Annotated in this window: 18 protein-coding genes and 1 pseudogene; 9 read left to right on the forward strand and 10 right to left on the reverse strand. The window is 66.0% G+C overall.

Features of this window, described 5'->3' with window-relative positions:
- Nucleotides 1–1,285 (reverse strand): AAA family ATPase (locus CLG85_RS22820; protein WP_260350095.1); only part of this gene is annotated, 1,285 nt, incomplete at its 3' end.
- 191 nt (nt 1,286–1,476) lie between these two features.
- Between CLG85_RS22820 and CLG85_RS22825 the strand changes: the two genes are divergently transcribed.
- Both CLG85_RS22825 and CLG85_RS22830 read left to right on the forward strand, forming a co-directional pair.
- On the forward strand, nt 1,477–1,929 hold the full coding sequence (locus CLG85_RS22825) for a GNAT family N-acetyltransferase (protein WP_095882774.1): 453 nt from the start codon (nt 1,477–1,479) through the stop codon (nt 1,927–1,929).
- 246 nt (nt 1,930–2,175) lie between these two features.
- A complete protein-coding gene (locus tag CLG85_RS22830) occupies nt 2,176–2,721 on the forward strand; it encodes an HdeD family acid-resistance protein (protein ID WP_095882773.1) in 546 nt (181 codons plus the stop codon).
- Between the two features lie 12 nt (nt 2,722–2,733).
- Here CLG85_RS22830 and CLG85_RS22835 read toward each other — a convergent pair.
- From CLG85_RS22835 to CLG85_RS22860, 6 genes and pseudogenes are all read right to left on the reverse strand, one after another.
- A pseudogene (locus CLG85_RS22835) lies at nt 2,734–3,545 on the reverse strand (division plane positioning ATPase MipZ).
- 195 nt (nt 3,546–3,740) lie between these two features.
- Nucleotides 3,741–4,304 (reverse strand): F0F1 ATP synthase subunit B, encoded by a 564-nt coding sequence (locus CLG85_RS22840; protein ID WP_224847868.1) that lies wholly within the window; start codon nt 4,302–4,304, stop codon nt 3,741–3,743.
- Between the two features lie 4 nt (nt 4,305–4,308).
- Nucleotides 4,309–4,860: a F0F1 ATP synthase subunit B' gene (locus CLG85_RS22845; protein WP_095883429.1), complete on the reverse strand. Its 552-nt coding sequence runs from the start codon at nt 4,858–4,860 to the stop codon at nt 4,309–4,311.
- An 86-nt stretch (nt 4,861–4,946) separates the two neighbouring features.
- Entirely contained in the window at nt 4,947–5,183 is a 237-nt protein-coding gene (locus CLG85_RS22850) for a F0F1 ATP synthase subunit C (RefSeq protein WP_092427884.1), read from the reverse strand.
- A 58-nt stretch (nt 5,184–5,241) separates the two neighbouring features.
- A complete protein-coding gene (locus CLG85_RS22855; RefSeq protein ID WP_095883430.1) occupies nt 5,242–6,021 on the reverse strand; it encodes a F0F1 ATP synthase subunit A in 780 nt (259 codons plus the stop codon).
- A complete protein-coding gene (locus CLG85_RS22860; protein ID WP_095883441.1) occupies nt 6,011–6,388 on the reverse strand; it encodes an AtpZ/AtpI family protein in 378 nt (125 codons plus the stop codon). Before CLG85_RS22860 ends, CLG85_RS22855 begins: the two co-directional genes overlap by 11 nt.
- A 250-nt stretch (nt 6,389–6,638) precedes the next feature.
- Between CLG85_RS22860 and CLG85_RS22865 the strand changes: the two genes are divergently transcribed.
- A complete protein-coding gene (locus tag CLG85_RS22865) occupies nt 6,639–6,989 on the forward strand; it encodes an ArsR/SmtB family transcription factor (protein WP_095883431.1) in 351 nt (116 codons plus the stop codon).
- Between the two features lie 56 nt (nt 6,990–7,045).
- Here CLG85_RS22865 and CLG85_RS22870 read toward each other — a convergent pair whose 3' ends face one another.
- The 3 genes from CLG85_RS22870 to CLG85_RS22880 all read right to left on the reverse strand — a co-directional run bounded on the left by CLG85_RS22870 (nt 7,046) and on the right by CLG85_RS22880 (nt 9,342).
- The gene (locus tag CLG85_RS22870) at nt 7,046–7,930 is read right to left on the reverse strand and encodes a DMT family transporter (protein ID WP_260350096.1); all 885 of its coding nucleotides are present in this window, start codon (nt 7,928–7,930) and stop codon (nt 7,046–7,048) included.
- Nucleotides 7,927–8,808 (reverse strand): LysR family transcriptional regulator, encoded by an 882-nt coding sequence (locus CLG85_RS22875; RefSeq protein ID WP_095883433.1) that lies wholly within the window; start codon nt 8,806–8,808, stop codon nt 7,927–7,929. Before CLG85_RS22875 ends, CLG85_RS22870 begins: the two co-directional genes overlap by 4 nt.
- A gap of 192 nt (nt 8,809–9,000) precedes the next feature.
- Nucleotides 9,001–9,342, reverse strand: a complete 342-nt coding sequence (locus tag CLG85_RS22880; protein ID WP_224847865.1) for a hypothetical protein — start codon at nt 9,340–9,342, stop codon at nt 9,001–9,003.
- A gap of 358 nt (nt 9,343–9,700) precedes the next feature.
- Here CLG85_RS22880 and ffh point away from each other — a divergent pair, with 358 nt between their 5' ends.
- The 6 genes from ffh (at nt 9,701) to CLG85_RS22910 (ending at nt 13,481) form a co-directional block, all read left to right on the forward strand.
- Complete coding sequence (ffh, locus tag CLG85_RS22885; protein ID WP_095883435.1) at nt 9,701–11,215, forward strand: signal recognition particle protein; 1,515 nt, start codon at nt 9,701–9,703, stop codon at nt 11,213–11,215.
- Nucleotides 11,212–11,391: a hypothetical protein gene (locus CLG85_RS22890; protein ID WP_095883436.1), complete on the forward strand. Its 180-nt coding sequence runs from the start codon at nt 11,212–11,214 to the stop codon at nt 11,389–11,391. The genes ffh and CLG85_RS22890 overlap by 4 nt, the downstream gene beginning before the upstream one ends.
- The gene (locus CLG85_RS22895) at nt 11,388–11,918 is read left to right on the forward strand and encodes a GNAT family N-acetyltransferase (RefSeq protein WP_095883437.1); all 531 of its coding nucleotides are present in this window, start codon (nt 11,388–11,390) and stop codon (nt 11,916–11,918) included. Before CLG85_RS22890 ends, CLG85_RS22895 begins: the two co-directional genes overlap by 4 nt.
- Nucleotides 11,915–12,427, forward strand: a complete 513-nt coding sequence (locus tag CLG85_RS22900; RefSeq protein WP_095883438.1) for a GNAT family N-acetyltransferase — start codon at nt 11,915–11,917, stop codon at nt 12,425–12,427. The genes CLG85_RS22895 and CLG85_RS22900 overlap by 4 nt, the downstream gene beginning before the upstream one ends.
- A complete protein-coding gene (locus CLG85_RS22905; protein ID WP_224847860.1) occupies nt 12,424–13,074 on the forward strand; it encodes a GNAT family N-acetyltransferase in 651 nt (216 codons plus the stop codon). The genes CLG85_RS22900 and CLG85_RS22905 overlap by 4 nt, the downstream gene beginning before the upstream one ends.
- Before the next feature lie 110 nt (nt 13,075–13,184).
- On the forward strand, nt 13,185–13,481 hold the full coding sequence (locus tag CLG85_RS22910; RefSeq protein ID WP_092427867.1) for a chorismate mutase: 297 nt from the start codon (nt 13,185–13,187) through the stop codon (nt 13,479–13,481).
- Nucleotides 13,482–13,506 lie beyond the last annotated feature (25 nt).

Here is a 13,506-nt window from a genome sequence, read left to right on the forward strand (position 1 = left end):
CCTCGGCCACGGCGTCGCGCGCCTTGCCGGCCTCGCCCTCGTGGCGGACCAGCGCCTTGCGCAGGTCGGCGAGGTAGCGGTGCGCCGACTGGTGGCGGGCGGCGAGCCGCGCCACGTCCTCGGTCTGCTGGGTCAACGCCAACTCGCGGTCCTGCAGCACGGCCGAGGCCTCGGACGCGGCATCTGCGGCATCCGCCAGCCGCTCGTCGTGCCCCTCGGCGGCCTTGGCCAGCTCGCGCGCCTCCCATTCGAGCTGCGCGATGGTCTCACCCGCGTCGCGATTGAGCGCGCCCTCCCGCTCGATATCGAGGCCGATCTGCTCGATCCGCCGTGTCAGCGTCTCGATGGTGTCCTGGGCCCGGGCCTCCTGTTCGGCCAGCGCGTCGCGCTGCACCGCGAGGCGTTGAAGTATGGCGGCGGCGATGGCCTCCTCCTCGCGCAGCGGCGGCAGCGCTTCGTCCCTCTCGGCACGGGCGCGCTCGGCGGCGCGGGCGGCGCTCTCGGCCTGGGCGGCTGCGGTGACGTGACCGCGCAGCAGAGCCTCTGCTGCCTGCCGCGCTTCCTCGGCCTCCATCCAGCGGCGGTAAAGCAGCAGCCCCTCGGCCTGCCGCAGCTCGGTGCCGATGGCGCGGTAGCGCTGCGCCTGCTTGGCCTGCCGGTCGAGCGTTCCAAGCTGGGACGCAAGCTGCTCGATCACGTCGTCGACGCGCAGCAGGTTCGCCTCGGTGTTGTTCAGCTTCAGTTCCGCCTCGTGGCGACGCTGGTAGAGCCCGGAGATGCCCGCAGCTTCCTCGAGGATGCGGCGGCGGCTCTTCGGCTTGGCGTTGATCAGCTCGGAGATCTGCCCCTGCCGCACCAGCGCGGGCGAATGCGCGCCGGTGGAGGCGTCGGCGAAGAGCATCTGCACGTCGCGTGCCCGCACGTCCTTGGCGTTCACCTTGTAAGCCGAGCCGACGTCACGGGTGATGCGGCGCACGATCTCGAGCTGATCCTGGTCGTTGAACCCCGCCGGAGCGAGCCGGTCGCCGTTGTCGATGGTCAACGCCACCTCGGCGAAATTGCGCGCGGGGCGCGAGTGGGCGCCGGCGAAGATCACGTCTTCCATCCCCGCGCCGCGCATCGCCTTGGCGCGGTTCTCGCCCATCACCCAGCGCAGCGCCTCGAGCAGGTTAGACTTGCCGCAGCCGTTCGGCCCGACAACCCCGGTCAGCCCGTCGGCGATGACGAGATCCGTGGGATCGACGAAGCTCTTGAAGCCCGTCAGTCGAAGCCGTGTGAACTGCACTGCCGTGTCCTGATTCCGAAGTTAGCCCCGAATTTGCCGCCCCGCCGCGACCCGTGTCAAACGCTTTGCACCGGATGTGGCGGGCGCCTGCCAGTTGTCCACAAGATATTGCGGAAACTCCGCCATATTTGTGGGTTGACCGTGGCGCAGGCCCGGCCAATATCCCAAGCGATGCCCGGAGGAAAGCTTTGATGTCGGTGACCATTCGCCCAGTTTCGCCCCGCGATGCGCGCGCCGAGGCGCTGCTGAAAGCCAGCCATGCGCTGATGGAGTCGCTGTTCCCGCCGGAAGAGAACTACTTCCTCGACATCGACGCGCTCTGCGCCCCCGAAATCACCCTCTTCGGTGCCGAGGAGAACGGCGTCCTGCTGGGCTGCGCCGCCATCGCCCGCAAGGATGGCTACGCCGAGGTGAAATCGATGTTCGTCAACCCCGAGGCACGTGGCTTGGGTTTGGCGCGCCGGCTGCTAGATCATCTCGAGCGCGTCGCCCGCGAAGAGGGTATCCCGCTGCTGCGGCTGGAAACCGGAGACAAGCTGCCTGCCGCGGTGGCTCTCTACGAGCAGACCGGCTTCACGCCGCGCGGCCCCTTCGGCGCCTATGTCGAGAACAGCTCGAGCCTGTTTTACGAAAAGACGCTCTGAGCCGCTCTCCCGCAGCGATCCGCCCGCCCGGCCCATGCCCTCCGCAGCCCGACTGCACAATAGGCACGCCCGCGGAAAAGCGCTCGACAAGTGGCAAGAAGGTGCGCAAAGTCTTGTGAAAATTTATGAATTTTTCGCTACGGGCGCGGCGGGTGGCTTGCCAGGGGCCCTCTCTTCCCCTCAGACTTAACGCGATCCCGGTCCGCGCAGCGCTCTCGCCGCCCTGTGCCCAATTGGAGCATCGCCATGCCCGACGGTCCTATGCCCTCTGATCCGCGCAAGAAATGGGGCTGGATGCTCGTTCTTGGGATCATCCTGATCCTCGGCGGAATCGGAGCCTTCGTGCATCCCTTTGCCGCCTCGCTCACCGTGCTGACAATATCGGCCATCGCCTTTGTCGCGGCGGGTGCCCTGCAGCTCTGGATCGCCTTCAACGCGCAAGCGAGCACCGGCGCGCGGCTCGCCGAGGCCGTCCTCGGGCTGCTCGTGCTCGCCTTCGGTGTGTTCCTGCTGGCCAATCCGGAGCGCGGGCTGGTCTCGCTGACCTGGCTTATCGCGCTCTTCTTCCTCGCCCTCGGCGTGGTCCGCATCGCCATTGGCTTCGCGCTACGCCAGCGATCCGGGTGGATCTGGCTGGTCTTTGCCGGGCTGGTCTCGGTGGTGCTCGGGGTTCTCATCATGGCCACTCTGCCGGACTCGGCGATGGGCCTTTTGGGCTTCTTTCTCGGCATCGACCTGCTGAGTTCCGGCATCGGCGCAACGCTCATCGCGCTGCACATGCGGAACCACTAGCGGCGCGTCGCCTCAGAAATTCACCTCGACCCCCGGCAGCTCCAGCGCCGAAACGAGTTCGCGCAGCTCCTGCCGCGCGGCGACGTTCGAGATATTGAGGTTGCCCACGCCGATGTCCTTGAGATCGAGCAGCGTCAACCCGCGCGGGAAGAGCTCGCGGAAGATCACCCGCTCGTTGAAGCCCGGCGCGATGCGGAAGCCGATGCGCTTCGAGAGCTTGGTCAGCGCCTTTTCCATCTTCATCTTGTTGACCATATTCTGCGCCCCGAGCCGGTTGCGCAGCACCACCCAGTCGATCGGCTGCAGCCCGGCCTGGGCGCGCAGTTGGCGGGCGTTCCAGACCATCTCGGAATAGACCGAGGGACCGAGGATCTTGTCGCCGTCGGTGTCGACATGAGCCAGCAGGTCGAAGTCGATGAAGCTGTCGTTGAGGGGGGGTGATCAGCGTGTCGGCCAGCGAATGGGCAACCTGGCTCAGGCGGGTGTGCGAGCCGGGGCAGTCGATCAGCACGAAATCGCAGTCGGTCTCGAGCTGCGCCACGGCCTTGGACAGGCGGTGATCAAAGGCATTCTCGCCGGGGGCCAACGCCTCGGGCGCGACCTCGGGCAGGTCAAGGTAGAGCGGGATCGGCAGGTCGAGCCCCTCGCGCGCGCAGAAGGCGCGGCGATTCTCGATGTATCGGCCAACCGAGCGCTGCCGCAGATCGAGATCCAGCGTGCCGGTGCGGTGCCCCATGCGCGCCAGCGCGGTTGCCACGTGCATCGAGACGGTGGACTTCCCCGCCCCCCCCCTTCTCGTTTCCTACGACGATGATATGTGCCACGCTGTCCCCTCGTGCTGCCGCCCACATGTTTGGCTGTGATTGCGGTATGCACACACTATATGGGGTCAACTTCAAGGAAAAGCCTTCTGAGGACTCCGGGTCCCAACCTTTTGCCGCGTTGCGGACCTGCCGCGCAGCGCAAAAGCAAAAGCCCGGCCATGGGCCGGGCTCTGCAAGCTTGTCGCTTCGGAAGGGTCAGTGCAGCTTGGCACCGATTTCCTTGATCGACGCGTCCACGAGGGCCGCCTTGTCCTTGGCACCGAGCTGCGTCGCGATCACATCGCGGGCAGCTGCCACGGCCACGGAAATCGCGCGGTCGCGCACTTCCCGGACGGCCGAGTTCTCGGCGGACTTGATCTGCTCCTCGGCAGCCGCGAGGCGGCGGGCGATGGAGTCGTCGAGGTCCTTGCGGGCCTGGTCCGCGGCGCTTTCGGCATCGATCTTGGCCTGGGCCACGATCTTTTCCGCCTGCTCCTGCACTTCCCGCTGCTTGCGCTCGTAGGAGGCCAGCAGGGTCTGTGCTTCTTCGCGCAGGGCGCGGGCTTCTTCGAGCTCGTTGCGGATGCCTTCGGCACGGCGGTCGAGCTGGCTGCCCAGCATCTTCGGCACTTTGAAGTACACGAGGACCGCAAGGAACAGCAGGAAGCCGAGCAGCACGACGAAGTCGGTGTTGCGCAGCGAGAAGAACGGGCCGGAGGCGGCCAGCGCGGGGCTGGCCATCAGGGTTCCGAGCGCGCTCAGGGTCATGAGTTTGCGCATGGGATCAGCCTTTCATCCGGTTGGCCACGGCCGCGTCGATAGCCGCCTGGTCGGCAGAGGTCCCCAGGGCCGCCACGATGGCTTCCGCGGTTTCCTTTGCAACGGCCTCGACGCTTTCCACGGCAGAGGCGCGGATCCCGGCGAGGACCTTTTCGGACTCGGCCGATTTCTCGGCGATCTTGGCATCTGCCTCGACCGTTGCGGCGTCGAGCTTTGCCTTGATCTCGTCGCGGGTCTTCTGCGCAATGGCCTGTGCCTCGGTACGGGCATCGGCAAGCGCCTTCTCGTAGGCCGCTTCCGCGTCCTTCGCCTGGCGCTTCAGTTCTTCCGCGGCGGAGATGTCATTCGTGATGGTGCCCTGACGCTCGGCCAGGACGGATGCGATCCGCGGCAGAGCGATGCGCGACAGCACGAAGAAGATCACCACCAGAGTGATGATGAGCCAGAAGATCTGGTTCGGAATCCACTCGCCGCAAAGCTGCGGCATCCCGATGGCGGAGCCATGGGCGTCGACGCAGACACCGGCCATTTCTTCCGTAATGGGTTCGACCGCCATGTCGTCCTCCGTCGGAACGTTGTCTCTACTTGGGGCGGCCCGTCAATGACGGCGCCGCCCCCGCGTAAGGATAAGGTCCCGAAGGATTAGACGGCGAACATCAGCAGCAGAGCGACGAGGAACGAGAAGATCCCCAGTGCTTCTGCGAATGCGATGCCGATGAAGAGGGTGGCGGTCTGCGATGCAGCTGCCGACGGGTTGCGCAGAGCGCCGCCCAGGAAGTTTGCAGCAACGTTACCCACGCCGAGGGCTGCGAGGCCCGAACCCAGGCCTGCGAGGCCGGCGCCGATGAACTGACCGAGGTTTGCGATATCGCCTTCCATTTGAGTCTCTCCTTACGATGGAATTGGATGGATAGAGGTTGTCCGGACCGGCCTGCCCTTAGTGGGCAGGGTGAAGCGCGTCCTTGAGGTACACGCAGGTCAGGATGGTGAACACGTAGGCCTGGATGAAGGCCACCAGAACTTCGAGCCCGTAGATCGCGGTGATCGCGACGATCGACACCGGCGAGACGACAGCCAGCGCGGCGAAGCCTGCGAAGACCTTCATCACGGCGTGACCGGCCATCACGTTGCCAGCAAGACGGATCGAGTGGCTGACCGGGCGGACGAAGTAGGAAATGATCTCGATCACGGCGAGGATCGGGCGCAGCGCCAGCGGCGCCGAGGTCACCCAGAACAGGCCGAGGAAGTGCACGCCGTTCTTCACGAAGCCGAGGATCGTCACGCCGAGGAACACGCAGAGCGCCAGCACCCAGGTCACCGCGATGTGCGAGGTGGTGGTGAAGCTCATCGGAATGAGGCCGAGGAAGTTCGAGAAGACGATGAACATGAACAGCGTCATGATGTAGGGGAAGTACTTCAGGCCGTCCTTGCCGGTGACGTCTTCCACCATCTTGTAGATGAAGCCGTAGGCGAGTTCGGCGACCGACTGGCTGCGCGAAGGGATGATCGCGCGGCGCGAGGTGCCCAGCACCATGACGCCGATGATCGCGAGGATGCAGATGAACATCCACAGCGTCACGTTGGTGATGGTGAACATGCCCACGTCACCGGCTCCGAAGAGCGGTTTGATCATGAACTGGTCCATCGGGTGGAAGGACAGGCCGCCTTCTACCGCGTGTTCTGCCATATCAGCACCGTGAGCCGCTTCAGTCGCCATCGCCGCGATCCCTCTTCTCGTCATCTCCGGGCATGCCGGAGGATTGTCCCTCTCCGGCTGGGCCGGAAGTTTGTTTCGCCTGGATCTCGGCGGCGGTCCGCAGCATCACGCGGATGCCCGCCACGAGGCCCAGCAATGTGAAGAGCACCATGAACCACGGCATGGTCCCCAAGAGGATGTCCAAGCCGTAGCCGATGCCGAAGCCGATCCCGAGACCGGCCACCATTTCCGTCACCATCCTCCAGGCGATGTTGGCCTGGGAATAGTGTTCCTCCTGGTGCGACTTCCGGGTCTCCCGGGCAGCCTTGGCCGCCGCGATCTTCGCCTCCAGCGCGTCGAGTTGCCGCTTCGGATCGGGATCGCCCACCATTTCGCTCCATTCGGACGTTCGAGGGAGTTGCTATGCGGAGGGGGGCTCTGAGTCAACCCGCCGTGAACGGGTGAAATACATCTGCAAGGTATTGTTTTTATTACATCAGTTGCCGAAGCCGCGGTGCAGCATCACGCCGCTAGCGCCAACATAGGGGCAAAACCATATTCAACCCGGGGTTGAGTATACCCGAACCGCCGCCACGGCGCGGCTTGACGCCCTGCTCCGCTCCGGCGCTTATGAGCCCATGCAACCCGATCTCGACACCGTCTTCGCCGCCCTGGCCGATCCCACGCGGCGGCGCATCCTCGCCATGCTGCTCGAGGATGACATGGCGGTGACAGATGTGGCCGAGCCCTTCGAGATGTCATTGGCGGCGATCTCCAAGCACCTGTCGATCCTCGCCACCGCCGGGCTGATCAGCCAGGAAAAGCGCGGCCGGGTGAAATGGTGCAAGCTCGAACCCGACGCGCTGCGCGAGGCCTCGGTCTGGATGCAGGGTTTCGGGCAGTTCGAACCCATCAACCTCGACGCCTTCGAGCGCTTCCTGCAGGTCGAACTCAAAGGCGACGATCCGGCCCGCGACGACCTCTCCTGACGGCAAATTCCCTCGAAGGAATTTGCAACTCTCTTCAAAGAGAGTTGCCCCCTGCCCTACCTGTCCCGCAGCAGCAAGAGCACCGCGACGATCGACAGGCCGACCCCTCCGAAGATCAGCGCCGGCGGCGCTCCACGGCCAAGACCGATCTCCCAGAGGATCACCCAGCTCGGGATGAGGTAGGTATAAGCCATGACCTTGGCACTCGGCAGGCGCATCGCGGCGAACTGGAGCAGCGCGGTACTGAGCGCCGTCGCCGCCACCGTGGTGTAAAGGATGGTCACCCAGACGATACGCGGCAGCGCGGTCCAGTCGGTTGTCAGGATGTCGCGCAAGCCCCAGAGGATCAGCACCAGCGTCCCGGCCACCATCGTGCCCAAGGCAAAGACCAGCCCCGGCTCACCCCGGTTCAGCCGCGGCACCAAGGGCGCATAAACCGCGTGAGAGGCGCAACCGACGAAGAAGATCATCTCTCCGCGTCCCGGCGAGAAGCGCAGCAGCGCCGCAAGATCGGCGCGGAAGATCACCCAGAGTGCCCCTGCCCCGCCGATGGCCAGCGCCAGCGCGATACGCGGGCTCATCCGCTGGCGCAGCAGCAGCCAGCCGAAGCCCGCGGCCATGACCGGAGTCAACGTGAAGACCGCCGACATGCTCACCGGCTCCGCAGTCCTCAGCCCTTCGAACATCAGCACGAAATAGACCGCCATCAACCCGCCGATCAGCAGGTAGCGCCAGGTCGCCGAAAGCGCTGCCCGCGGCACGCCGCCGCGCATCTGGACCACGGCGAAGAGCAGCGCCGTCGCCAGCACGAAGCGGACCGCGTTCAGCGCCGCCGGGGCGATATGCGGCGCCGCCATCGAGCCAAGGGAAAACGATCCCGCGACAAGCGCCGAGAAGGCCAACATCGCGAGATGGCCACGTCCACCTTCCGTGAGAGTCACGCCGCGTCCTGCTCCGCGGCATAGGCCTTCAGATGCTTCAGGAAGGCCTGGACCTTGGGCGTACGGTGCAGGTCGACGTGGGTCACCAGCCAGAGCGGTGAGGACCAATCCTCTTGCGGCGGCAGCACCTGCACCAGTTCGGGGTCAGAATCACCCTCGGTCACCGACATGAAGCCCATGCCCGCCCCGGCGCGGATCGCCTGCAACTGCACCCGGTCGTCCGAGGTACGGAAAACGATGCGCTCCTGCGGCACGTGTCCCTTCATCCAGCGGTTGGAGGGCGCCCGCGAATCGAGGTCGTCGAAGCCGACAAAATCATGCGAGGCCAATTCGGCGACCCCCTCGGGCTTGCCCTTGCGCGCAATGTAGGACTTCGCCGCGTAGAGCGCGACCAACTGGCGGTCGAAGGGCTGCACCACGTTGTCCGGCTCCTGCGGCGCCGCACCGGCGCGCAGCGCCACATGCGCCTCGCCGTACTCCAACCGGAACAGCCTCGAGCCGGTCAGGTAGCGCACGGTGACATCGGGGTAGGCCTCGCGGAAGCTGGTCAGCGCGCCGATCATCAATGTCGAGAAATTGACCAGAGAGGTCACCAGCAATTCGCCCGACACGGCTTCGCCCCGGCCCTTGATTCGGCCAACGAGCTGCTGGAACTGGTCGTCGGTGCATTGCGCCACCCGCGACAGGTCGCTGCCTGCCTCGGTCGGCGTGTAGCCGCGGGCGTGGCGCTGGAACAGCTTCACCCCGAGCCGCGCCTCGAGCGCATCGATGTGGCGGATCACCGTGGCATGGTGAACCCCGAGGACCTCGGCGGCGCCACTGACGGTGCCCAGCCGCGCCACGTGGTAGGCGGTGCGAATCTCGTCCCAGTTGTCCATCGGCTTCTCCTGTGCACCTGCTCACGATTTGGCGCTAGAAAGCGCGAAGCGGTGCGGGAATGCAAGGAGGCAGCGCGGTGGAGGATCGAAGAGTGCACCTTTGAAATGACAAACGTCCGGCTGAAATGACAAACGCCCGGCAAAGCCGGGCGTCTTCAGGCCACGCCGAGGCGCAGCATCTGTCCGATTGGATCAGTCGGTGCCCGAGGTGTCCGAGCTGTCGTCGCCATCCGAAGCGGCGGCGATCAGTGCGATGGCTGCGAGGCCACCGGCCACGGCCAGAGCCGCACCGCTCGACGGAGCAGCAACCGGAACCACAGCATAGGGCTCGTCTTCTTCGACGACCGGCGCCGGCGAGCCGGCGAGAGCTGCGGAAGCGCCGATCATGGAGATGACGGCTGCGGAAGCAAACAGTTCTTTGAGTTTCATATTCGCACCTATCAATTGAGCGTCTTCAGACTTTGACATAGCGTCATTCGGCTCACCCGGCCAGAAATAAATAAGAAAACATGCTTCATAGGCGGGCATCGGCATGAAGTGTGCTCATTTTGCAAACGCCCGCCCCGTTGCGCTGCCGCAGCGGCAACTCTTCTTGTGGTTTGCCCCCGATCCTCGCCCGTTCCGGGGCGACAGCCCCTGCTTTGCTTGACTCGCCGCGCCCGGAGGCGTACATCGCGCGCAATCCACCGGGAGTCCCATCGCTTCCGGTCCCTTGGGCCCATGCCCGGGATCGCCCTCCGTCAGCGCGTTGCGCCCACGGAGGCGTTTTCGCATTGGCGCACGGGTCCGGCAAGACGGCGCTCCCGGCGTCACGTTTGATTCTACGCCGCGCGGCCCCCATCTCGGGTCTGCACACCAGATACGGACCAGAGAAGAAGGAGCCAGACGGCCCATGTTCGAATCTCTTTCCGAACGCCTCGGAGGCGTCTTCGACCGCCTGACCAAGCAGGGCGCCCTCTCCGAGGATGACGTCCGCACCGCCCTGCGCGAAGTGCGCGTCGCCCTTCTCGAGGCCGACGTCTCGCTGCCCGTGGCGCGCCAGTTCATCAAGGCCGTCGAGAAGAAGGCCACCGGCGCCGCGGTCACCAAGTCGGTGACCCCCGGCCAACAGGTGGTGAAGATCGTCCACGACGAGCTGATCGCGACCCTCGCCGGCGAAGGCGAGCCGGGCGCGCTGCGCATCGACAACGCCCCGGCGCCGATTCTCATGGTCGGCCTGCAGGGCTCGGGCAAGACCACCACAACCGCCAAGCTTGCCAAGCGCCTGAAAGAGCGCGACCGCAAGAAGGTGCTGATGGCCTCGCTCGACGTGAACCGCCCCGCGGCCATGGAGCAGCTGCAAATCCTCGGCCAGCAGATCGGCGTCGACACGCTGCCGATCGTCAAGGGCGAGGACCCGGTCGCAATCGCCAAGCGCGCCAAGACCCAGGCCAGCCTTGGCGGCTATGACGTCTACATGCTCGACACCGCCGGACGCCTGCACATCGACGCCGAGCTGATCCAGCAGGCCGCCGACGTGCGCGACGTGGTGAACCCGCGCGAGACGCTGCTGGTGGTCGACGGCCTCACTGGTCAGGACGCGGTCAACGTCGCCACCGAGTTCGACGACAAGATCGGCGTCTCGGGCGTGGTGCTGACCCGGATGGACGGCGACGGCCGCGGCGGCGCCGCGCTGTCGATGCGCGCCATCACCGGCAAGCCGATCAAGTTCGTCGGCCTCGGCGAGAAGATGGACGCGCTCGAGACCTTCGAGCCCGAGCGCGTCGCCGGCCGCATCCTCGGCATGGGCGACATCGTCGCGCTGGTCGAGAAAGCGCAGCAGACGCTCGAGGCCGAGCAGGCCGAGCGCATGATGAAGCGCTTCCAGAAGGGTCAGTTCAATATGAACGACCTGAAGATGCAGCTCGAGCAGATGGTGAAGATGGGTGGCCTCGGCGCGATGATGCAGATGATGCCCGGCGCCGCGAAGATGGCCAAGCAGATGGACGAGGCCGGTCTCGACGACAAGATCCTGCGCCAGCAGATCGCCCTCATCAACTCGATGACCAAGAAGGAGCGCGCCAACCCGCAGCTTCTGCAGGCCTCGCGCAAGAAGCGCATCGCGGCTGGCGCTGGCATGGACGTGGCGGATCTGAACAAGCTGCTGAAGATGCAACGCCAGATGTCCGACATGATGAAGAAGATGGGCAAGATGGGCAAAGGCGGCATGCTGAAACAGGCCATGAAGGGCATGTTCGGCAAGGGCGGCATGCCGGAAGGCATGGACCCGTCGCAGATGGACCCCAAGCAGATCGAGGCCGCGGCCAAGGCGATGGGCGGCAAGATGCCCGGCGGTCTCGGCGGCATGCCTGGCATGGGCGGCGGCGCGCTGCCCCCGGGCCTCGGCGGATTCGGCAAGAAGAAATGACGACCGCGCGCCCCCTCCCCCTTCCCCTTCCCTCGTCCGAGGTGACGGACCGGACTGCCGCGCAGGCACCCGGCACGGAGGGTGTGCGCGCCGACAAGGCATTCGCGGCCGAACCCTTTGCGCTCTACGGCGCGCCCGAGGACGATTCGGACGGCAGCGTGGAGGCCTACGCATGAGCCTCGTCACCGCTCCCCGCCTCGAAACCGAACGCCTGATCCTGCGCGGCCCTGAAGCCGCTGACGCCGAGGCGATGATCGCTTTCCTGCTCGACCGCGAGCGTTCGGACGGCTTCGGCGGCTACGATCATCGCGGCGACGCCTGGCGCTGGTTCGCGCTCAACGTGGGCCACTGGCACCTGCGCGGCTACGGCTATTTCACGATCGAAGACAAGGCGACCGGCAAGCCCGCCGGTATCTGCGGCATCTGGAATCCCGAGGGCTGGCCCGAGCCCGAGATCGGCTGGGTGGTCTTCGCGGGCTACGAGGGCCGTGGCATCGCGACCGAAGCCGCCCTGCGCGCGCGCCGCTATGCCTACGAGGACCTCGGTCTCAAAACGCTGACCTCCAACATCGTGCCCGGCAACGCCCGCTCGGTCGCGCTGGCCGAAAGGCTGGGCGCGGTCTACGAGCGCACCTACAAGAACTACCACATGGGCGAGGACATGCTCTATCGCCACCCTCCCGCCGAGGAGGTGCTGGCATGAGCGTCGCGATCCCCACCATCGAGACCGAACGCCTGATCTTGCGCGCGCCGCATATGGAAGATCTCGAGGCCATGTGCGCCTTCTACGCCGAGCCGCGGTCGCATTTCGTCGGCGGTCCGGTCGACCGCGGCCACGTCTGGCGCACGCTGCTGCGCTCGGCGGGCCACTGGCAGATCCGCGGCTACGGCATCTGGCACGTCACCGACCGCGAAAGCGGCCGTATGGCCGGCTTCACCGGCCCGCTCAACCACATCGAATGGCCAGAGCCCGAGCTCGCCTACTCGATCTTCTCCGAGTTCGAAGGCCGCGGCTTCGCCTATGAGGCGGCCTCCGCCGCGCGCGCTGCCGCCGCGACGCACTTCGGCCTGACCCGGCTGATCAGCCTCGTCGATCCCGAGAACGACCGCTCGCGCGCGCTGGCCCTGCGGCTCGGCGCCAGCTTCGAGCGCGAGGAAATGGTGCTCGGCCACGTGGCCCACATCTACCGCCACCCGGAGATCGCCGGATGAGCCTCGCGATGCAGCCCCAGACCGCTTCGGCGGTGCCCGCAGCCGTGCTGCAGGGAATCCCCGAGCTGGAGACGGCCCGGCTGGTGCTGCGCGCGCCCAAGTCCGAGGACTACCCGGACTTCAAGGCGACCTTCGCCTCCTACCGCTCGCGCTTCATGGGCGGGCCGCTCAACGCCTACGAGACCTGGATGCTCTACGCCGCCGAGATCGGCCACTGGCAGATCCGCGGCTTCGGCATGTGGATGATCCACCTGCGCGAGACCGGCGAGACCGTCGGTATGGCGGGCGGCTGGTTCCCCGCCAAATGGCCCGAGCGCGAGATCGCCTGGATCATCTGGCCGGACCGCGGCGGCAAGGGCTACGCGCTCGAGGCCACGCAGCGCGTGCGCCGGTATTTCTACGACGAGGCCGGATGGGAGGGGGCGGTCAGCTACATCGACCCCAAGAACCTCGATTCCATCCGTCTTGCCGAACGGCTCGGGGCCCTCAAGGATCCCGCGGCCGCAACCGTCGATGGCAGCGACGCCGTCTACCGCCACCCGGCGCCCGAGGCGCTGCGCGGCAGCCAGCTCGCGCATGGCATCGACATGGAGATCGCCAATTACATCGATCCCCTCTTCAAGCCGAAGGGATGGGCCGTTGACTGAAGCGTTCTCCTCCAAGTCCCGGCGCGCGGTTCCTGCCGCCTCCTGTGCACGCGGTGTGCATGGCAGGCGCATGGAGTGTGCCCCCTCTTTCTTGTTCAAAGGAGCCGAGCATGAGTGATCCCGCCGCCCGCGCCGCAGACCTTCTGAAAGAACACCGTGAAAGCATCGACCGGCTGGACGCGATCCTCGTGTTCACCCTTGCCGAGCGGTTCAAGCACACGCAGTCCGTGGGGGTCCTCAAGGCCACCCACGAGCTGCCGCCCTCCGACCCCGCGCGTGAAGAGCAGCAGATCGCGCGGCTCAAGGACCTGGCGGAGAAAGCGGATCTCGATCCGGCCTTCGCCGAGAAATTCCTGAACTTCATCATTCAGGAAGTCATCAAGCACCACGAAAAACACCAATCCTGACAGGGCTTTGCCCGTCACGAAACGC

The sequence above is a fragment of the Alloyangia mangrovi genome (assembly GCF_002300555.2).
GTDB classification, from domain to species: Bacteria; Pseudomonadota; Alphaproteobacteria; order Rhodobacterales; family Rhodobacteraceae; genus Salipiger; species Salipiger mangrovi.